This window comes from Burkholderia sp. Bp9142 (genome assembly GCF_003853415.1).
Lineage (GTDB): Bacteria > Pseudomonadota > Gammaproteobacteria > Burkholderiales > Burkholderiaceae > Burkholderia.
The window spans coordinates 1-20,546 of sequence record NZ_QTPP01000039.1 but is presented as its reverse complement, the minus strand read 5'-3'; the positions used below and the strand labels follow the sequence as shown (position 1 = coordinate 20,546).

Here is a 20,546-nt window from a genome sequence, read left to right as displayed (position 1 = left end):
TCGAGTGTCGGCGCCGGTTCGTGCCGGCGCGATCGGTGGTGCGACGACGCTATGCGTCGATGCGTTTCCTGAGCCCTTCACCGGCGAACGGCATTTCACGAGGGCGCTGGCCGGTCGCGTCGAAGATCGCGTTGGCGAGCGCGCCGGCGGTCGGCCCCATGGACGCTTCGGCCGCGCCGAGAAACGGTGCGCCGGGGCGGTTGATCAGGTGCACCTTCACGCTTTGCGGCGCCGCCTGGAAACGCAGGATCGGATAGCTGCTCCAGTCGAAGCTGCGGATGCGCTGCGTGTCGTATTGGAGCGCCTCGTACAGCGTCCAGCTGGCGGCCTGCACGATGCCGCCCTCGATCTGGTTGCGGATGCCGTCCGGCGACACGACCTGGCCCGCGTCGACCGCGACTTCCGCGCGATCGAGCGTCACCTGGCCCGTTTCCGGCACCACCGAAATCTCGACCGCGATCGCGACGTAGGCCATCAGGTTCTTGTACTTGCCGAACGCGAAGCCCACGCCGCGGTTGCGTTCGCGCGGCGGGCGGGGCCAGCCGAATTTGGCCGCGGCGAGCTGGATCACCTGGCGCGCGCGGTGGTCCTGCATGTGGCGCAGCCGGAATTCGACGGGATCGATGCCGGCCGCGTGCGCGAGCTCGTCCATGAAGCTTTCGATCGACCAGACGTTCGTATGGGCGCCGAGCGAGCGCATGGCCGACGTCTGCAGCGGCATCGTCGGCGAGAAGTGGTTGACGATGTGCATGTTCGGGAGGGCATACAGCGGGATCGCATTGCGATCCCCGCCGCCCTCGGGCTGCAGCATCGGCGTCGACGGCGCGGGGACGAACGGCGGCTCGAGCATTCGCGCAGGCAGCAGCCTGCCGGCGTTGACGATGCGTTCGTTGTGCGAGCTGCTCCACAGCGCGTACTGCCAGTCGACGATACGGCCGCCGGCGTCGAGCGACGCGCTGATTTCGGTGACCATGGCCGGCGTGAAGTGGTCCCACGTGTGCTCCTGTTCGCGCATCCACTGGACGCGGATCGGCTTGCCGGGCATCGCGGCCGCGATCAGCGCCGCATGCGCGGCGGCGTCGTCCGCGCCGTTGTGCCCGTAGCAGCCGGCGCCCTCGGTGTGAATGCAGCGGATCGCCGCCTTCGGCATCGACAGCATCTCGGCGAGCGCGTCGCGCAGCGGGTAGACGCCTTGCGAGTGGGTCCACACGGTCAGCGTGCCGTTCTCGAGATGCGCGACCGAACAGGACGGCCCGATCGAGCCGTGCAGCAGGTAGTTCTTGCGGAACGTGGCGCTCAGCGTTTTCGTCGCGGGCGCGGTGGCCGCATGCGTGCTGGCGATCTCGATGTCCTGCGTGGCGATGCGCTTCAGGTCTTCATGGACCGTCGCGCGATCCGGCAACGGGCGGCCCGCCGACCAGCGGCTGCCGGCCGCCAGCGCGCGCTGCGCGACGACCGCCTGCCATTCGCCCTGTGCGACGACGGCAAGCAGGCTGCCGTTGCGCACGATCCGCACGACACCCGGCATCTTCAGGATCGCGGCTTCGTCGAACGACTGCAGCTTCGCGTCGTACACCGGCGGCATCACGACGCGCGCATGCAGCATGCCGGGCAGCGCCATGTCCTGCACGTAGCTGACGCCGCCCGTGACCTTGTTCGGAATGTCGACACGCGGCAGCGACGTGCCGATCACGGCGAACGTCGCTGGGTTCTTCAGCGGCGACGTCGGCGTCGCGTTGCGATGCAGGTCGACGATGCGCACCGCATCGCCATAGCGCATCGTGCGGCCGTCCGGCGCCTTGATGACCGCGTCGGCGACCGTGAGCGTGCGCGGATCGACGCCGAACTGCTTCGCCGCGCCGTCGACCAGCAGCCCGCGCACCTGCGCGGCGGCGTTCAGCAGCGCGGAGCCGCTGTCCGCCATCGTGTGGCTGCCGGCGGTCAGGCCCTCGTCCGGCGATGCGCCGGTGTCGGCGGTCAGGAACGTGATCAGCGCGGGCTTCATGTTCAGCTCCTCGGCCGCCACCTGCAGCAACGCGGTGCGCACGCCGGTGCCGAGCTCGACCTTGCCCGTGAACACGGTGACCTTGCCGTCGGGCGCGATCCTGATCCATGCATCCAGCATCGGATTGGTCTTCAGGCTGCCGGCCAGCGTTTCGGTAGTTTTGGATACATGGACGGCCGCGCCTTCGTCCGCGATCACGACCTCGGCGGCGGCGCGAGCGGCCGGCGCAAGACTGAACGCGACGAACAGCGCGCCGGAAACCATGAAGTGCCGGCGGCCTTCGTCGATGTCGTCGGGTGCATTCATCAGAATTTGCTCCGAGAAACCCCGCCATTTCCCCCAAGGGGACTTCCTTCGGGGCGAATGGCGGGAAGGAAAGGCGTGCTGTTGACAGGCAGCTTCTTCCACGGGTTAGGATCACCAGCATGATCCTTGTCTACCGCTACCGGGTGAAGTCGCTCAACGGACTGCTTAACAAGCAGAGCCGCGCGGTGAACTACGTCTGGAACTTCTGCAACGACACGCAGAAGCACGCTCTCAAGTGGCGCAAGAAATGGCCGACGGGTTTCGACTTGAACGTGCTGACGACCGGCAGCAGCAAGGCGCTCGGCATTCACTCCGGCACGGTCAACGCCACGTGCGAGCAATACGCGAAGTCGCGCAGCCAGCATCGACGCCCTTACCTGCGCTATCGCGGCAGGAAATCGCTTGGCTGGGTGCCGCTGAAGGGCCGAGACCTGAAGCGCGAGGGCGATGCGTTTCGCTTTGCCGGCAACACCTTTCGCGTATTCAATAGCCGACCGCTTCCCGACGGAAAGATCAAGGACGGGACCAGCTTTGCGCAAGACGCACGGGGCAACTGGTTTCTCAACATCGTGATCGAGATGCCCGATGTTCAGGCTCACCCGATCCGTTCGGGTGTCGGTATCGATCTCGGCCTGAAAGACTTCGCCACACTTTCGACGGGCGAGAAGCTGCCTAATGACCAACTCGGCCGACGCGCGGCCGAGAAGCTCGCGAAAGCGCAACGGGCGCGCAAGCACAAGCGACATATCGCGAAGCTGCACGCCAAGGTCGCGAATGCCCGTGCCGATTTCCAACACAAGCTCGCGCTCAATCTGGTCCGTCGCTTCGATTACATCGCGGTCGGCAACGTGTCGGCCGCGAAGCTCGCCAGATCCAGGATGGCGAAGAGCGTCTACGACGCATCCTGGTCGTCCTTTCGGGACAAGCTCCGTTACAAGGCGATCGCGCACGGAGCCACGTTCGAGGAAGTCGACGAAAGCGGTTCCACCCAGTCCTGTTCGGCGTGCGGGTCGAAAGACAGCACGACGCGGCCGAAAGGTATCGCGGGACTGCGAATAAGGGAATGGAAGTGCAGTAGCTGTGGTGTCGTGCATGATCGTGATACCAATGCTGCGCTGAACATTCTCCGATGCGGACGTGCATCGCCAGGTGTGGGAATCCTCCGAATTTAGGCGCGGAGGAGGACGTCAACAGAGCCCCTTGCTGATCGTGACCGGCGCGCCGGCCGGCTGCGGATCCGGCAGGCCCGCGACCTGGCGCACGGCCGCCAGGATCCGCAGGTGGGTGCCGCAACGGCACAGATTCGGTTCCATGTGGGTACGCAGTTCGCGTTCGGTCGGTTTCGGATTGCGTTCGAGCAGCGCTTGCGCGCGCATGATCATGCCCGCGATGCAATAGCCGCACTGCGCCGCCTGGTGATCGATGAACGCCTGCTGAAGCTTGCCCGGCCGCTCGGCGGTGCCGAGGCTCTCGAGGGTTCTGACTCTGCGCGCGCCGACCGCGGAGACCGGGATCAGGCACGAGAACATCGGCTTGTCGTCGACGATCACGGTGCATGCGCCGCATTGTCCGAGGCCGCAGCCGAACTTCGCGCCGTGCAGGTGCAGATCGTTGCGCAGCGCATAGAGGAGCGGCGTGGACGGATCGATGTCGAGCGTGTGCCGCGCGCCATTGACGGTGAGGGTGATCATCGCGTGCTGTCCTCTTTTCTGAGCTGCGCCGCCATGGCTTCGATGCCGTTCCACGCGGGGCGATCCGAGTACGCTTCGCGGATATAGGCGGCGAGGTCCGCGATCTGGCGGTCGTCGTACGGGTCGATGAACGACGGCATGTAGTTCAGCGTGTCCTCGCCATGCCAGCCGATGCCGTTGAACATCATCTGGATCGCATTGCGCGGCGTGTCCGCGGCGACCGCCGTGCTGAACGCGAGTGTCGGCCGCTCGCCGATCGACTGCATCGGCGCCGCCGGCCCGTGGCACTGCGCGCACGATGCCTGGAACAGAACCGCGCCGCGTTGTCCGGCGGGCGTCGCGGGCGCCCGCGCGGCGTCGACCGCGGCGGTCCGCGGGCCGCCCGGTTTCTGGATCGACAGGATGTACGTGGCGATTGCCTCGACGTCGTCCGCGGGCACGGTCGCGAGATCGCGCGTGACGGGCAGCATCGGTCCGGCGGCCGCGCCGTGCTCGCTCGCGCGGCCGGTGCGCAGGTACGTCACCAGTTGCGCCTGCGTCCACGGTCGTGCCGCGTGGCCGAGCGTATTGAGCGGCGGCGCTTCCCAGCCGTCGACGATGCCGCCGTCGAAGGCCTTGCCCGCCTGTTCGCCGCCGATCGCGTTCAGCGGCGAATGACAGGACGCGCAGTGGCCGAGACCGTCGACGAGCGCCTTGCCGCGATTCCACTGCGCGGATTGCGACGGGTCCGGCGCGTACGCCCCCTCGCGCAGGAACAGGACGTTCCAGAACGCGACCAGCGGGCGGAAGTTGAGCGGGAAGATCAGGTCGTTCTTCGGCGTGTTCGCTTGAACCGGCTCGCGCGTCATCAGGTACGCATACGCGGCCGCGATGTCGTCGTCGGACATGCGCGTGAAATGAAGGTACGGGAAGGCCGGGTAGAGCGGATGACCGTCGCGGGCGATCCCGCTGCGCAGCGCGCGCGCGAACGCGTCGCGCGACCAGCGGCCGATGCCGGTATCGGCGTCCGGCGTGATGTTGGTCGCGTAGATCGTGCCGAACGGCGTCGCGAGCGGCAGCCCGCCGGCGAACGGCTTGCCGTCCTTCGCCGTATGGCAGACGACGCAATCGCCGAGCGCGACCACGCGCGCGCCGGCCCGCACGAGTTGCGGATCGAACGACGCGCGCTCGGGCGGGTCGATCGGCGCGATCGACGGCCGGACCATGATCGCGGCCGCGACCGCGAGGCCGACGATCGCGACGCCAGCCAAACCGAACCAGAGTCGTGTGTGCTTCATGCGCGCTCCACGCGAATCGGCCGCTCGTGCTCGATTCGACGCGCGCGACGCCGTGCGGCGGAAATCATGCGTCACTCCAGGATGGGCGCCATGCGCAGGCGAATGCCCGCACGTCGGCTCGTGAAGGCAGTCTACGCGGGCGTCGCCGCCATTTCCTGAAGCTGCGCTGAAACGTTCTGAAGTCAGTGCGTCGTCGACACTGGCAGCCGGAACGTCAGCGCGGTCCCGCCGCCGTCGCGCGGCACGGCCTCGAGCGTGCCGCCGTGCGCCTCGATGATCGAGCGGCAGATCGCGAGGCCCATCCCCATGCCGTGCGGCTTCGTCGTGAAGAAGGGATCGAAGATCCGGCCGGCGATGCCGGCGTCGATGCCGGCGCCGCGATCCGCGATGCAGATGACCACGTGGCCGTCGCCGGCGTGCGACGCGACATCGAGCTCGCGCGACGTGGCCGGGCCGTCCATCGCGTCGAGCGCGTTGGTGACCAGGTTCAGGATCACCTGCTGGAGCTGCGTGCGATCCGCCATCACGCGGATGTCGTTGCAGTGCAGGTCGACGCGCAGTGCGACCTGCTTGGCGTCGATTTCGGGCGCCGTGAGATGCAGCATGTCGCGGATCAGCGCGTCGATCGCGAGCGGGGCGAGCGCGAGCGGCGCCTGGCGTGCGAGCGATCGCAACGCGCGGACGATGTCGGCCGCCCGCACGCCGGACGCGCGAATGTCCTCGAGGCTCGCGAGCGCTTCGTCGAGGTCGGGCTGCGTGCCGCGCAGCCAGCGCATGCCGGCACCCGCGCTCGTCACGATGCTGGTGAGCGGCTGATTGATCTCGTGCGCGATCGACGCGGCCAGCTCGCCCATCACGGTCACGTGCGCGGTGCGCGCGAGCTCGGTCCGGGCATGCCGCAGCGCGGCCTCCGTCTCGAGCCGGCGCGCGTTCTCGTCGATCAGTTCCGCATAGAGCCGTGCGGATTCGAGCGCGTTGGCCGCCTGCGGCGCCAGCACTTCCAGCATCGCGATGCGCCGCGGCGAAAACACGCCGTTGGTCAGCGCATTCTCGAGATAGAGCACGCCGATCAGCGCACCCTGTTTCAGCAACGGCAGGCAGAACAGCGAGCGCGTCGGATGCGCGCGCAGGCTGTCGACGTGATCGGGCACGCCTTCGCGGTGTGCGTTCGCGAGCACGACCGGCTTGCGGGTTCGCGCGACGGTGTTCAGGATCGACAGCGGAACGTCTTCCTCGGTGGGTTCGCCGCGCGCAATGTCGACGACGACGTCGCTGCCGACGATGCGCGCGGTTGCCTCGATCGTCAGCCGGTCGTGCCGTGCGAGCAGCAGCAGGCCGTAGCGCGCGCCCGCATAGACGATCATGTTGCGCATCAGCGTCTGGACCAGGCGCTCCAGCACGATTTCCTCGGACATCGAATGCGCCGCGCGCATCGCGAGCGCGAAATCGAGGTCCTCGCGCGCGGGCACGGCCGGCCCGCCCGGCAACGGATCCATCACGAGGAACGGATGCTGCGCTTCCATTGCCTGCGTCTTGCCGGTCGCGCCCCAGCGCCGGTAGCACGCGTGTGCGAGCCGCAACTGATGGCGGGCCGGGCCGCTCAGCCCGAGCGACGCGGCGTGGCGCGCGGCCAGTTCGTGCGCGAGCGCCTGTTCGTGCACGAAACCGCGCTCCGCCGCGAGGCTGGCGGAGGCCTCGTACTGCTGCATCGCGACGACATGCTCGCCGCGTACGCGGGCGAACTCGGCGTCGATCAGCGCGAGCTTGTTGCGGAACGTCGCCGGATTCCGGTCGCTCCACGCGGCGACGCGCGCGCGCTGCGGCGCGAAGCGTTCGAGCAGCCGGTCGGGCGGCGTGGCGCCGCCGTCGCTCGCGATGCCCGCCAGCACGCCGAACAGCTGGAAGTCGGACTGCATGATGTGCGCGGGCGTCGACCACGCGAACGGTGCGGCCGCATCGAGCGATGCGCGCGCCGCGTCTGCGTCGCCGAAGATGAACGCCGCCTGGCCGGCGAGCACGTCGGTCCAGAACTGCAGCACCGACATCGGCGTCCTGGTCGACGCACGGGTGCGCCAGGTGCCGATCGGCCGATCGAAGCCGAGCTGCAGCGCGTCGACGAATTCCGATTGGGTGGAAACGAGGTCGACGATGTCGTCGTAACGCGCGCCGCGCGCGATTTCCAGCAGCGGATCGATCTCGTCGCGGATCGCGGGCAGCGCCTCGCCCATCGACAGCAGATCGCTGACGATGTGGTTGCAGCTGTAGCACATCCAGCGCAGCTCGGCGCTCGCATTGCCCGCCGCCTTCGCATCGCGCGCGCATTCGAGCGCGTACGACAGCGGCCGGGTCCAGACGCTCACCTGGTCGAGCGCGATCAGCGTCGCGGAACGGTAGCGCTCGAAGCCGTGGCGATCGACCAGCGCGAGCGCGACCTGCGCGAATGCGAAACCGTCGTCGTACGCATCGTGATGCTGGGCAATGCTGACGCCGTACCAGGCGAGGCCCTGCACCGACGCGGCGGTGACGCCGTGCTGCAAGGTCAGCCGGACCATGGTCGCGAAATGCAGCAGCATCAGCCCGCCGCTCGGATAGAACATCGCGGCCTCGAGCGCGGTCAACAGCGCCATCGTGGCTTCCACGCGCGTGTCGGTCATGACGGGCAAGTCGACGAGGGCGTGGATGGCGCGGCCGCCGAGCGCCTCCTGCACCGCGTCGCAGGCTGCCGCGAGATCGGCCTCGACCGGCTCGGCGGGCAGTTCCACGCCGAGCAGGGCCAGCCCGGCCAGCGCGACGTCGACGGCCTGCCGGTAGCGTGACTCCACCGTGAGTTGCGCGGCCTTCAGCCGGTGGGCCTCGGCACGGTCGGCCGGCGTGCGCGTGCGCGCCATGAGCGCGTCGATCGCGATGGCCGCCTGCGCGGTTTCGCCGGTGGCGAGGAGCAGGCCGCTGCGAAGGATGCCGATTCGGCTCGCGAGACCATAGTGCTGCGCCCACGCGTGGGGACCGAGCAGCGATTGCGCGGACGCGAGAAACGACAGTGCGCGATCGCGCGCGGCGGCCGGGGCCGCCGCCTGTGCCGCCGCGACCAGCACATCCGCGAAGGCGAGCGCGAGCGCGCGGTCGAGCGGCGCGGCTTTCGCCTGCTCGATCTGGCTCGCCAGGGCGAGCAGGCATTCGGTCGACGAACGGTCCACGCGGGCGAGCATCGCCGCGGCGATCCGGGTGTGGCGCAGCGCGCGTTCCGCGCGGTCGGTGAGCGCGTAGACAGCCTCGAGGACGCGGTCGTGAACGAAGCGCCAGCGATTGCCGGCGAGCGACACGAGGCCGGCCTGACGCGCGGGGTCCATCCAGAAACTGAGTTCCGCGCGCGTCTTGCCGGCGGCTGCGCACAGCAGCGTATCGTCGGCGTCGATGCCGATGCACGCCAGCAGCGACAGCAGCATTCTCGATTCGTGCGGCAGCCGCTGCATCCGGTTCTCCAGCAGGCTGACGACGTTCTCGCTCGGGAAGCGCGCGTCGATATCGGCCGAAGACCATTGCCATGTTTGCCGTGCCGCGTCGTAGTCGAGCAGCCGCTCGTCGATCAGCGCACGCAGCAGTTGCTGGATGTGGAACGGATTGCCGCCGGTGTTGCGGTGAACGATGGCGCCCAGCCCGGACAGCCGATCCGGCGCGTCGCGGAGCATCCCGGCCAGCATGCGCGGGACGTCGGCGGCGCCCAGCGGCGCGAGCGTCAGGGTCGACACGCGCGTGCGGTCGAGCTGCCGCAGGAAGCGGCGGAAGGCCGGCGCGAGTGTGTGCTGCGGCCCGCTCCGATAACCGGCGACGATACAGAAATGTGCCGGCGGATCGGCCGCGAGCGACGCGAGACACGCGAGCGTCGCGTCGTCGGCCCACTGGATGTCGTCCAGCGTCACGACGAGCGGTTCGGCCGGCGCCGCGAACGCGCGGAAAGCGTTCACGACGATCTGGCATAGCCGAAATTCCGGAATCGCATCGGCGTGGGCGTACGCGACGGGCTCGACATCGAGCAGCCACGTGATTTCCGGGAAGATGCGCGCCAGCAGGCTGGCCTGACGGCCCACGCAGTCGCGCAGCCGCGCGGCAATCGCCGCGATTTCATCGTCGCGCCGGGCCAGCGCACTGCCGAACAGCGTGCGCAACGCCTGCAGCACGGGCGCGTAGGGCCGGGCGGGCTGGAACTGGCCGACCTTCGCCGACGCGCACCACGCGGTGCGCGACGCGGCGCGCACGTCGCGCGTGAAAGCCTCGATCAGCGCGGTCTTGCCGATGCCGGCCGCCCCGTCGATCAGGACGATGGCTGCCTCGCCGGTTCGCGATACGTTCGCGCGTATCGCATCGAGCCGGCGCGACTCGGGCTCGCGGCCGACCAGCAGGTCGGCCGTGTGCAGGCCGCCGAGCGGATCGCTGCCGCCGAGCGTGAACGGCTCGACGGGGCCCGAGGTCCGCCAGTCGCGCAGGATGCGTTCGAGGTCGCGCTGCACCGTTTCGCAGGACGGATAGCGGTCGGCCGGCTCCTTCGCGATCAGCTTCAGGATCAGGTCGTTCAGGATGGCCGGCACGTCGTCGCGAAAGGCCGTGGGCGGCGCCGGTTGCATGGCGACGTGCGCATGAACCCATTCGGAAGCCGACGTGGCCTGGTACGGCAGCGCGCCGGTCAGCAGGCGGAACAGCGTGATGCCGAACGCGTAGAGGTCGGAGCGCTCGTCGACGCACGCGCCCTCCGAGACTTCAGGCGCCGCGAACGCGGCGAAATCCGTGCGGATCGTGCGCTCGGCGATGGGCTCCGTGCGCCGGTCGCGGGCATGCGCAAACGAGCGGAGCATGACCGTGCCGTTCGGCGCGGTGACGAAACTGGCCGGTTGCAGATCGCCGTGCAGCCAGCCGCGCCGATGCAGTTCCCCGAGCGTGCGCGCGGCATGGATCGCGGTGTCGAGAAAGACCTCGAGCGGCAGCGGTTCGTCGGCCAGCGTGTCGAACGCCCGCACCTCGACGCGCGGATAAACGAGCACCGGGCCGTCGGCCGCGCGGATCAGCGCGGCGGGAATCAGCGCCCACCCCGGTTCCAGCACGTCGTTCAATGCGAACTCGCGCTCGAATTGCCGGCAGCGCGAATCGAATTCCCAGCGGGTCTGGCATGCCGACCACACGCGTCCCGTGTCGGCGTCCGTCAGGTCGAACCGCAGGATGTCGCCGGAGCGGACCGCATTCGACACGCTGGCGCGCGCGAACCAGTCGGCGTCCATTCGATTCGCGTTGTCCGGGGCGAGCAAAGCTGGGTTCACGGTGGCGTGGCAGGCGGGTTGAAGCAGGGTGTAAGCGGCTCGTAAAGCGGCATCGGCCGGGCTGAATGCGCGCGTGGCGGCGGGCCCGTGCATTGTCCGTCAGCTCGCGAGAATTTGCAGTACTTGCGGCTGGTTCGACGACCGAGGCCCGCTCGGCACCGGACTAAACCTATGGATAATGGTCTGCGCGCCTGTCGCGCCATACGATCCGTTCACGCTTTCCGACATGCCGCGACGCGGCCGGAAGGGCAGGACAGAGCGTGCCGCCTCGCGAGGCGGCGCACGGTTTCACGCAGCATGGGCGGGTGCGGATCATGTACAGGTTCGGTCGGGTGACGGTCTCCCTTGAGTGCCGCGAAGTCTACGTCGACGGGCAGTCGCGATATATCGGCGCCCGCGCGTTCGAGATCCTCGAGCTGCTGGTGAAGGCAGCCGGCAGGCTCGTATCGAAGGAAGAAATCATGCAGGCCGTGTGGCCGCACACGATCGTGGTCGAGAACAACATCCAGGTGCACGTGTCGACGCTGCGCAAGCTGTTCGGCGGCAAGCACGGCTGGATCCGGACCGAACCGGGCCGCGGATATCGCCTTGCCCCGCCGGTCGACCTGTCCCGCGCCGAGCGTGAGCCGGAGCGGTTCGACGCGGCGGGCGGCGCACGCGCCGGCGGCGTGTCGCGCAAATGCCCGCTGATCGGCCGCGAGCGCGACGCGGCCGAGCTGCACGCGCTGCTCGAGCGCGAGGCGCTCGTCACGCTGGTCGGGCCCGGCGGTGTCGGCAAGACGCATCTCGCGCAGGAGGTCGTCGCGGCCTGGTCGGCGGCATGCGGCATCGAGTCGATCCGGCTCGATCTCGCCGCCCGGCCGGGCGGCGCGACGCTCGAATCCGCGGTGCTGGACGCACTCGGCGCGCCGGGCAGCCCGGCCGCCGAGCCGGCGGATGTCGTGCGCGCGATCGGCGGGCGGCGCGTCATGCTGGTGTTCGACAATGCCGAGCAGCATGTCGATGAACTCGCGGCGCTCTGCGAAGCGATCACGGCGGGAAATACCGGCGCGCTGCTCGTCGTGACGAGTCGCGAACCGTTGCGGGTCGCCAGCGAGCGCGTGTATCGGGTCGGCCCGCTGCCGGTGCCGCCGGCCGGTGCGAACGGCGACGAGATCCTCGCGTGCGGTGCGGTCCGCATGTTTCTGGCGCGCGCGCGCGCGATGGGCACCGACATTCCCGCGGACAGGCAGACGCTTGACGCGATCGCGACCATCTGCCGCCGCCTGAGCGGCCTGCCGCTCGCCCTCGAACTCGGCGCGGCCCGTGTGGCATCGCTCGGGATCCAGGGATTGGCCACCGATCTCGACAAGTCCGTCCTGTCGTTGTCCGGCGGCCTGCGCACGGCCCATCCGCGCCAGCAGACCCTCAGGGCCACCATCGAGTGGAGTTACCAGTTGCTCGACGATGCGGAGCGCATCGTGCTGTGCCGTCTCGCGGTGTTTCCGGATGCATTCCGGCTCGACGCGGCGTGCGCGCTGGGCGCCTGCGACGAACCGGCCGCCGATCAGGTGCTCGACTGCGTCGTCAGCCTCGCGTCGAAATCGCTGCTGGTCGTCCATTCCGTCGGGCTTTCGAAGCGCTACTCGTTGCTCGAGGTCGTGCGCGCCTATGCGCTCGAGAAGCTGGCGGAGTCCGGCGAGGCCGGTCGCGTTCATGCCCGATATGCGTCCTTCGTGGCGGAGGCGCGCGCGGACGGGCTGCCGCCGACGCCGGTCGCGTCCGCGCAACCGGTGCCGGCGCTCAGGCGGTGGGCGTGATACGTCTGTCGATACCGATCGAGCGGTATCGCGATGTTCTGGATTGACACAGATTTCGGGTTCTCATTTCATGGGCATGGTTTGCATCATCGATGACGATGCGTCGGTCCGCAAAAGTCTTGCCAGCCTGTTGAAATCGGCTGGCTATACGGCATTGCCGTTTGCGTCGGGCGAGGAATTCCTCGCGAGCGGCCCGCTGGACGATGCGGTTTGCGTGCTGATCGACCTGAAGATGAAGGGGATGAGCGGCCTCGACGTTCAGCGCCTGCTGGTTCAGCGCAACGCGACGATTCCGGTCATCTTCATGTCGTCGCACGGGGATGACGAGTCGGTTCGTCGCGCACTCGCGCAAGGCGCGGTCGCGTTTCTGCGCAAGCCGTTTTCATCGGACGATATGATCAATCTGATCGATCAGGTCGCATCGGGCGGGGGCCCTGCCTGACGGCCCCCGTCGATCGGCCGGATCGCGGCTGCCTGGCATTTCCGCGGGGCTCCCGGCTCGTTTATCATTTCATGATGAACGGGACGCCTGTACAGGGAAAGCAATGGCAAGCACGCCGGATATGACGTCGATCGTCTATGTGGTCGACGACGATGAAACGCTGCGGCGCGCGTTGAGCGCGCTGTTGCGTTCGGCCGGTTTTCGCGTCGAGACCTTTGCATCGTCGCGGGCGTTTCTCGCGTTCGAGCGGCCCGATGTGGCGAGCTGCCTGATCCTCGATGTGCGTCTTGCCGACGAGAGCGGGCTGGCCGTTCAGGAGGAAGCCGTGCGCACGGGGCTGAACGTGCCCATCCTGTTCATGACGGGCTACGGTGACGTGGCCACGACGGTCAAGGCGATGAAGGGCGGCGCACTCGACTTCCTGACGAAGCCGTTCGACGACGATGCGATGCTCGATGCCGTCGGCCGCGCACTGGCCGGGGACCGCGACCGTCTCGCGCGCGATCGCGCATTGCGTGTGCTGCGTCAGGCCTATGCGTCGTTGACGCCGCGCGAACGCGAAGTAATGAGCCATGTGGTCGCAGGTCTGATGAACAAGCAGATCGCGTCGCGTCTCGGCCTGCAGGAAATCACGGTGAAGGTGCATCGGGCGCAGGTCATGAAGAAGATGCAGGTGCGCACGCTGCCGGACCTCGTGCGGCAAGCCGAAGCGCTGGGCGTGCGCCCGGGCGGCGCGCCCGAATGAGCCGGTGCTGGACCGGCGGCCGTTCCGCGTCGACGCGCGCGGCAATCAGATGGCTGCGCCCTGAAAATTCCTGAAAAAAGCTGAAGGGCGCGCCGGCCGGCGCGCCGGCCGGCGCGCCGTGCGGCGATGTTTACGCCTTCAGGAACGCGAGCAGTTCGGCATTGATCCGCTCCGCGTCGACGACGCACATGCCGTGCGAGCCGCCGGGGATGACCTTGAGTTGCGCATGCTTGACGATCTTCGCGGACAGGCGCGCGGAATCGTCGATCGGCACGATCTGGTCGTCGTCGCCGTGCAGGATCAGCGTCGGGACGTCGATCTTCTTCAGGTCCTCGGTGTAGTCGACCTCGGAGAATTCCTTCACGCACAGATACTGGCCATACACGCCGCCCATCATCCCTTGCGCCCAGAATGCGTCGATCGTGCCCTGCGATACCTTCGCGCCGGGGCGATTGAAGCCGAAGAACGGCACGGCGAGATCCTTGTAGAACTGCGAACGGTTCTCGGCGACGTTCTTGCGGATGCCGTCGAATACGTCCATCGGCAAGCCACCGGGATTGGACGGCGATTTCACCATTTGCGGCGGCACGGCGCCGATCAGCACGGCCTTCGACACGCGCTTCGTGCCGTGACGGCCGATGTAGTGCGCGACTTCGCCGCCGCCGGTGGAGTGGCCGACGAGCGTGGCTTCGCGCAGGTCGAGCGCATTCATCAACGCGGCGAGATCGTCCGCGTAGGTATCCATGTCATTGCCTTGCGACGGCTGGCTCGATCGGCCGTGACCGCGGCGATCGTGCGCGATCACGCGGTAGCCGTGCTGCACCAGGAACAGCATCTGCGCATCCCATGCATCGCCACACAGCGGCCAGCCGTGCGAGAAGACGACCGGGCGGCCGCTGCCCCAGTCCTTGAAATAGATCTGCGTACCGTCTTTCGTGGTGATCGTGTTCATCGCATGGGCTCCTTGATGGGCGGATGAGGCATGTTTGGGGGCGGCAGCGGCGGCGGCCGGCAGCGCGGCGGCTGCAACGGCGGTCGCGCCGGCAAGCAGCATGTCTCGGCGGCGCGCCGAGGGGACGGCGTCGGTGTCTGCGGGGCGCATTGAAGCTCCTTGAACGTGCGGTGGAACGATGCCGCGTGGAATGGAAGGTCCGGATCTGCCCGCATGCGGCAATCTCGCCGGCAGACGGCGTGCGTTCGCGCTCGTGGGCCGGCGGGCGCACGAGGGGAGCGAACGAACGTCGACGGGAGCCTATCGCGGGGCCGGGCGGCCTGTACTGAAATCCGGCTGAATTTTCATGAACCGGTCGTGCCGCGCGCCGCGCGTGCGGGGCGGCCAGAACAATTAAGCCGGGGAATCAAGACTCTTCAGCGGCCGCCCGCTATCGTCAGCATCAAGCCGTCCCGTCGCGGGTCGCTGCCGGTTCGCGCCGGCGGGTGACGACCGTGACGGGCACGGATGCGAAACGTCCGAATCTCTCGCCATTTGCCTGGATATGCCGTCATGGACGCATTCGATCGCTGGGAGCACGTGATGACGCTGCTCGATCCGTCGCCCGGTGCAAGCCGCTGCGCGTCGTCGAATCTTCGCGACCGCGACATCGCGCGCCGCCGTCATCGTGACGATGCACGCGGTGCGTCGAGCGGTGGCGCACGCCGCCGGTGCGCGATCGTCGCGATCGAGCGGCAGACCGATTCGTCGGTACTCGTGTCGTGGAGCGATCCGACGCACTGCCGGTATGACGAGCAGCGCTGGATCAGCGCAAAGTCCCGCTCGCTGGGGCGCTGCGCACTGACCGGCCAGCCGATTCGCACCGGCGACGCGATCTACAAGCCGCAGTGGCGCGGATCGAAGCGTCCCGCGAATTGCTGGGAGGCGATCCTCGCGTCCGAACTGGACCGGTTCATCGTCAGGATGTCCCGTTCGTGACCGGAGACGGTGCATCCCAATCATCGGCCGCGGCGGGCGGCCGAGATTTTTTCCATCTCCAAGGTAGCTTCATGAGCACGTTCACGACACGCGACGGCGTCTCGATTCACTACAAGGACTGGGGCGCGGGGCGCCCTGTCGTGTTCATTCACGGCTGGCCGTTGAACGCGGACATGTGGGACGTCCAGATGCATCATCTCGCATCGCACGGCTTTCGCTGCATCGCGTACGACCGGCGCGGCTTCGGCCGCTCCGGCCAACCGTGGACGGGCTACGACTACGATACGCTGGCGGACGATCTCGCGACGCTGATCGAGACGCTCGGATTGCGCGACGTGACGCTCGTCGGCTTTTCGATGGGCGGCGGCGAGGTTGCCCGATACATCGGCCGGCACGGTACGCACCACGTGGCGAAGGCGGTCCTGATCGGATCGGTGACGCCGCTGGTCGCGCGGCGCGACGATCATCCGGACGGCGTCGACGTCGCGGTGTTCGACGGCATTCGCTCGGCGATCGTGGCGGATCGCGCGGCATTCTTCGAGCACTTCTGGCCGTTGTTCACCGGTTCGAACCGGGCGGATTCGACGATCTCGCGCGCCGCGCTCGACTGGACCTCGTTCATGGCGCTGCAGGCGGGATTGAAGGGCACGCTCGATTGCGTCCGTGCATTTTCCGAAACCGATTTCAGGACGGATCTCGACCGGTTCGACGTACCGACGCGCGTGATTCATGGCGACGACGACCAGACGGCGCCGCTCGCGCTGACGGGGGCCGCCACGGTGGCGCGCGTGCCGCACGCGACGCTGAGCGTGTACGAGGGCGGCCCGCACGCGCTGTATCTGACGCATGCGCAGCGATTGAACGACGAACTGCTGGCGTTCGTCCGCGCGTGACACGGCGGACGGTCCGGGAACCCGTACGTTGAAACACGGGCGCGCAAACGTCGCGCGCCCGGATGTCCGTGTCGGTCGATGCAGGAGAAAAATGGAAGCCGAACCGGTGGTCGTATTTTCGTAAAGCAACGCATTCGTCGGTGCATCACGGCGTCTCGTGTCCCGCATGGATGGCACGGTGTCGCGTCGCGTAGAGCGGGCGCGAGGCGCGCGGATTCCGACAGTTCAAAAAATTTGCTCGTTCCGTTCTAATCATTCGAATCAATATACGCAGCAAATGCCGTAGCATTGGTGTCAGATCGATGTCGTTCTGGACAAGGCATCGATAAATGCCCTCGATTAGAAATTCCCATGATCCGCATTGGAACGCTTCACGTTTTTCTCGACAGACGTGAAATTCGCTCGAACGGCAAACTGTTACGCATCGGCAGCCGTGCATTCGAAATCCTCGAACTCCTGATTCAGGCAAATGGCGCGCTGGTCTCGAAAGACGAGATCATGCAGCGCGTGTGGCCGCACACGATCGTGGAGGAAAACAACCTGCAGGTGCATATCGCGTCGTTGCGCAAGGCGCTGGCCCGGGACCGGAATCTGATCGTCACGGTGCCGGGGCGCGGCTATCGGCTCGTCGGCCGACCCGCCGAAGGCGAAGGCGGAGCCCCCGTGCGTCCCGCGACGCCGCGGCTCGCGCCCGCGCCGACCGCGCTCGTGGGGCGGGAGCAGATGGTTGCCGATGTCCTCGCGGCGCTCGACGCGTCTCGCGTCGTGACGCTGGTCGGTGCGGGCGGCATCGGCAAGACGCGCGTCGCGATCGAAGCCGCGATCCGGGCCGAGACGCGCTTTCCGGATGGGGCGGCGGTCGTATCGCTGGCGACGGTTGCGTGCCCGCAATGCGTCCCCGACGCGCTGGCGGATGGCCTGGACATCGCGCTGCCGGCCCGATCGCGGACGCTCGAAGCGGTGCTGGCGAGCGTCGCGCATCGCAGGATGTTGCTCGTGCTCGACAATTGCGAGCATCTGCTTGACGCGGCGGCGCGGATCGCGGCCGTGTTGACCGAGTCCGACACCGGGCTGCGTGTGCTGGCGACCAGCCGCGAGGCGCTTCGCATCCACGGCGAGCGGCAGTGTCCGGTGCCACCGCTCGATGTCCCCGACGAGCGCGCCGGCGCGGCCGAGACACTGGGCGCAAGCGCGGTGCAACTGTTCGCGGCGCGCGCGCGCGCGGCCGCCCCGCGCTTTCCGCTCGACGAACGCAGCGTGTCCCTGATGGCGTCGGTGTGCCGACGTCTCGACGGTCTGCCGCTGGCCATCGAGCTGGCCGCTGCCCGTGCGGCCGTGCTCGGCATCGACGTACTGGCCGCTCATCTCGACGACCATTTCAGGTTGCTGACTGGCGGTTTTCGCACCGCATTGCCGCGTCACCGGACGCTGCAGGCCATGTACGACTGGAGCTACCGCTTGCTGGGGGACGCGGAACGCGTGCTGCTGCGATGGCTTGGCGTGTTCCGCGACGGCTTTTCGATCGACGCGGTACGGGACGTGGTCGGAACGCGGCTCGGGGTCGATGCGGACCTGCTCGACACGATCGCCGGCCTCGTGTCGAAGTCGCTCGTGAGCGTCGAGAATGCGCACGGCGCGCCGCGCTACCGGTTGCTGACGACGACGCGCGCCTACGCACTGCAGCAGCTCGCGAACAACGGCGAATGCGCGGAGGCCGCGCTTGCGCACGCGCACTATTTCCATGCGTTGTTCACGCTGGCGCCGGGCGGCGGCGACGGTTCGCCGGGCGGATCGCGGCTCGACCGGGTTCGCGGCGAACTCGGCAATCTGCACGCGGCGCTCGACTGGGCATTCTCGCCGGACGGCGACGCGGAGACCGGCATCGCGCTGGCGGCCGTGGCGGTGCCGTGCCTGTTCGACCTGTCTCTCGTCGACGAGGGGCGGGAATGCGCGCGCGCGGCGCTCGAGGCGATGCGGGATCGGGATGCGACGTCGGTCCATGCCGATGCGCGCATGCGCGTGCTGGCCGCGTATGCGGCCGCGCTTGAACGACCCGCCGGATCGAACCGCGGTATACACGATGCGTGGCCGGAAGCGAACGCGCTTGCATGCGAGACCGGCGAGGGCGGGCGGCTGCCGCGCGAACCGTAACGGCGCGCGTGGCCGGCTCGATCACGATGTGTCGGCCGATGCCCGGGCCTGGACGCGTGGCTCGAGAACGCGATGCAGTGCGCGCTCGATGGGTTCCCGCGACACGGCGGGATCACGCAAGCGCGAGGAACCGGTCGACGAGATCGGGGCGATCGAGCTGCTCGACCCACCACCGCAACGCACGGCCGGCTTCGTCGTCGCGCCACGCCAGGTAGCAATGCGTGGTGTCGCGCATGCCGGTCACCTGGCGGGCCACGAGCTTGCCCTGCGCGATCGCGCGGGCCGCGATGCAATCCGGAAGCGTGCCGACGGCGAGCCCTTCGCACTGCGCGGCCAGTTTTGCAGCGAGCGTGGGCAGCGCGAGCGTCGACTGCCCGGCATCGACGGCGACCGAGCGCGGCTGCAGTTCGCGAGACGTATCGGTGATGACGGCGCCGCGATACTCGACGACCGACGCCATCGACAGCGGTTCGGGCATCGCCGCGAGCGGATGGGTCGGGGCGACGGCGAACACGTGCCTGAGCATGCCGATCGGTCGCGCAACGAGGCCCGGCAGTTCAGGCGGCTCGCCCGCCGCGCCGACGACGAGATCCGCGCGGCGCGAAACCAGTGCGTCCCAGGTGCCACCGAGGACTTCGGTGGACAGCCGCAGCCGCGTGTCCATCTCGAGCCCGTAGAACGCATGCACGTAAGGCCATAGCGCGTCGAACGGCAGGATCTCGTCGACACAGATGCGCACCTCGGTTTCCCAGCCTTGCTGCGCGCGCTGCGCCTTGCGCTCGAGCTGTTCCGCCGCATGCAGCAGCCGCCGGCCTTCCTCGACGACGATGCGACCCGCATGGGTGAGCTTCGCACGGCGTCCGCTGCGGTCGAACAGGGCGACGCCGAGGTCGCCCTCGAGCTTTTGCACGAGATAAGTCAAGGCCGACGGTACGCGATGCAGCAGTTCCGCGGCTTCGGCGAACGTGCCGGTGCGGTCGATCGCGTCCAGCGCTTCGAGCGCTTCGAATGACAGCTTCATGTTGGATTTCACAGGCGGGGCGTCGGGCTGCCATGTTAACGCCGGGAACCGCTTTGTCCAGTCAATGACGGTTTGTCATGTCGGCGTCGATTCGCGGTGCTTCGCCGCGGCATTGGCGGGCTGCGCGCCGGGCAGGGCGCCGAACATGTGCTGGCTGCACTTCGCCTCGCTCCATGCGGTCTTCAGGTGGATGCCCGCGAGCATCCGGCGCGCGACCGGCAGGATCTGTTCGCCGGCAAGGATGCCCAGCAGGCCGACCAGCGCGATGGTGGGCGGAGCGGGCGATTGCACGCCGATCAACGCGTAGACGGCGCCGGCGAGAATGCCGGCCAATATCGAGGAAATGTACGGTTTCATAGTACGAATTGAAGTGAATGACAACCGTGTGGAAGGATGCGGAAAAATCCCGGCCGACGAACGGACGTAGTCGAAAAAGAGCCTATCAGGTCATCGCAGGCGCGGCGCGAAAATTCAACTGATTTAAGGTTTTTTCAGGACTTGTTTCGCAAATGTTTTTAAACAGAACGATTAATTGGCAGTGTTGCAGATTTCCGTATTGAATGGCAGGCGTTGGCAGGAAAACCTCCCAGCACAGCGCATCGGGCGCCGCCGCCCCCCGGCTTGCCGGCAAGGCAGGCGCTATTTTTCTCCCCGTCAAAGGACATCACCGCCATGAGCAATCCGAAGCTTGAAGTTCTCACCCCGCAGAACAGCCAGCTGATCTTCATCGACCAGCAACCGCAGATGGCGTTCGGCGTGCAGTCGATCGATCGCCAGGCGCTGAAGAACAACGTCGTCGGCCTCGCGAAGGCTGCGAAGGTATTCAACATCCCGACCACGATCACGACGGTCGAAAGCCTGGGCTTCTCGGGTCATACCTATCCCGAGCTGCTCGACGTGTTCCCGAACCAGAAGACGCTCGAACGCACGTCGATGAACTCGTGGGACGACCAGAAGGTGCGCGACGCGCTGGCCGCGAA

15 protein-coding genes and 1 pseudogene are annotated in these 20,546 nt (G+C 67.8%); 8 read left to right on the top strand and 8 right to left on the bottom strand.

Translation table 11 applies throughout. The annotated features are described in order from the left end of the window. Positions 1 to 49: 49 nt before the first annotated feature. A complete protein-coding gene (locus DIE22_RS30730; protein WP_124606787.1) occupies positions 50 to 2,311 on the bottom strand; it encodes a molybdopterin cofactor-binding domain-containing protein in 2,262 nt (753 codons plus the stop codon). Between the two features lie 119 nt (positions 2,312 to 2,430). Here DIE22_RS30730 and DIE22_RS30725 point away from each other — a divergent pair, with 119 nt between their 5' ends. After that, positions 2,431 to 3,483, top strand: coding sequence for an RNA-guided endonuclease TnpB family protein (locus DIE22_RS30725; protein WP_124501212.1), 1,053 nt, complete (start codon positions 2,431 to 2,433; stop codon positions 3,481 to 3,483). Positions 3,484 to 3,498: 15 nt separating this feature from the next. On the opposite strand, the gene DIE22_RS30720 is transcribed toward DIE22_RS30725, so the two are convergent. From DIE22_RS30720 to DIE22_RS30710, 3 genes are all read right to left on the bottom strand, one after another. After that, positions 3,499 to 4,002, bottom strand: a complete 504-nt coding sequence (locus DIE22_RS30720; protein WP_124501211.1) for a (2Fe-2S)-binding protein — start codon at positions 4,000 to 4,002, stop codon at positions 3,499 to 3,501. Continuing rightward, entirely contained in the window at positions 3,999 to 5,279 is a 1,281-nt protein-coding gene (locus tag DIE22_RS30715; protein ID WP_124606786.1) for a cytochrome c, read from the bottom strand. Before DIE22_RS30715 ends, DIE22_RS30720 begins: the two co-directional genes overlap by 4 nt. 182 nt (positions 5,280 to 5,461) lie before the next feature. Beyond that, positions 5,462 to 10,546: an ATP-binding sensor histidine kinase gene (locus DIE22_RS30710; protein ID WP_185640725.1), complete on the bottom strand. Its 5,085-nt coding sequence runs from the start codon at positions 10,544 to 10,546 to the stop codon at positions 5,462 to 5,464. Positions 10,547 to 10,917: 371 nt separating this feature from the next. Between DIE22_RS30710 and DIE22_RS30705 the strand changes: the two genes are divergently transcribed. The 3 genes from DIE22_RS30705 (at position 10,918) to DIE22_RS30695 (ending at position 13,571) form a co-directional block, all read left to right on the top strand. Then, positions 10,918 to 12,384, top strand: coding sequence for a winged helix-turn-helix domain-containing protein (locus DIE22_RS30705; protein ID WP_185640724.1), 1,467 nt, complete (start codon positions 10,918 to 10,920; stop codon positions 12,382 to 12,384). Then, the gene (locus tag DIE22_RS30700; protein WP_311767757.1) at positions 12,281 to 12,826 is read left to right on the top strand and encodes a response regulator; all 546 of its coding nucleotides are present in this window, start codon (positions 12,281 to 12,283) and stop codon (positions 12,824 to 12,826) included. Before DIE22_RS30705 ends, DIE22_RS30700 begins: the two co-directional genes overlap by 104 nt. Before the next feature lie 103 nt (positions 12,827 to 12,929). Further along, positions 12,930 to 13,571, top strand: coding sequence for a response regulator transcription factor (locus DIE22_RS30695; protein WP_124501207.1), 642 nt, complete (start codon positions 12,930 to 12,932; stop codon positions 13,569 to 13,571). Positions 13,572 to 13,701: 130 nt separating this feature from the next. On the opposite strand, the gene DIE22_RS30690 is transcribed toward DIE22_RS30695, so the two are convergent. Continuing rightward, complete coding sequence (locus DIE22_RS30690) at positions 13,702 to 14,523, bottom strand: alpha/beta fold hydrolase (RefSeq protein WP_185640723.1); 822 nt, start codon at positions 14,521 to 14,523, stop codon at positions 13,702 to 13,704. Positions 14,524 to 15,075: 552 nt separating this feature from the next. On the opposite strand from DIE22_RS30690, the gene DIE22_RS30685 reads away from it, so the two are divergent. The 3 genes from DIE22_RS30685 (at position 15,076) to DIE22_RS30675 (ending at position 18,545) form a co-directional block, all read left to right on the top strand. Next, positions 15,076 to 15,501, top strand: coding sequence for a DUF3331 domain-containing protein (locus DIE22_RS30685; protein WP_124501205.1), 426 nt, complete (start codon positions 15,076 to 15,078; stop codon positions 15,499 to 15,501). 71 nt (positions 15,502 to 15,572) lie between these two features. Then, positions 15,573 to 16,394: an alpha/beta fold hydrolase gene (locus DIE22_RS30680; RefSeq protein ID WP_124501204.1), complete on the top strand. Its 822-nt coding sequence runs from the start codon at positions 15,573 to 15,575 to the stop codon at positions 16,392 to 16,394. 351 nt (positions 16,395 to 16,745) lie between these two features. After that, on the top strand, positions 16,746 to 18,545 hold the full coding sequence (locus DIE22_RS30675) for a winged helix-turn-helix domain-containing protein (protein ID WP_124606817.1): 1,800 nt from the start codon (positions 16,746 to 16,748) through the stop codon (positions 18,543 to 18,545). Positions 18,546 to 18,657: 112 nt separating this feature from the next. Here the strand turns inward: DIE22_RS30675 and DIE22_RS30670 are convergent, their stop codons facing one another. From DIE22_RS30670 to DIE22_RS38360, 3 genes are all read right to left on the bottom strand, one after another. Continuing rightward, positions 18,658 to 19,566 (bottom strand): LysR family transcriptional regulator, encoded by a 909-nt coding sequence (locus tag DIE22_RS30670; protein WP_124606783.1) that lies wholly within the window; start codon positions 19,564 to 19,566, stop codon positions 18,658 to 18,660. Positions 19,567 to 19,641: 75 nt separating this feature from the next. After that, a complete protein-coding gene (locus DIE22_RS30665; protein ID WP_124501202.1) occupies positions 19,642 to 19,923 on the bottom strand; it encodes a XapX domain-containing protein in 282 nt (93 codons plus the stop codon). Between the two features lie 85 nt (positions 19,924 to 20,008). Then, complete coding sequence (locus DIE22_RS38360; RefSeq protein ID WP_185640722.1) at positions 20,009 to 20,224, bottom strand: hypothetical protein; 216 nt, start codon at positions 20,222 to 20,224, stop codon at positions 20,009 to 20,011. Between the two features lie 14 nt (positions 20,225 to 20,238). Between DIE22_RS38360 and DIE22_RS30660 the strand changes: the two are divergent. After that, positions 20,239 to 20,546: pseudogene (locus tag DIE22_RS30660) on the top strand (isochorismatase family protein); the annotation flags it as partial.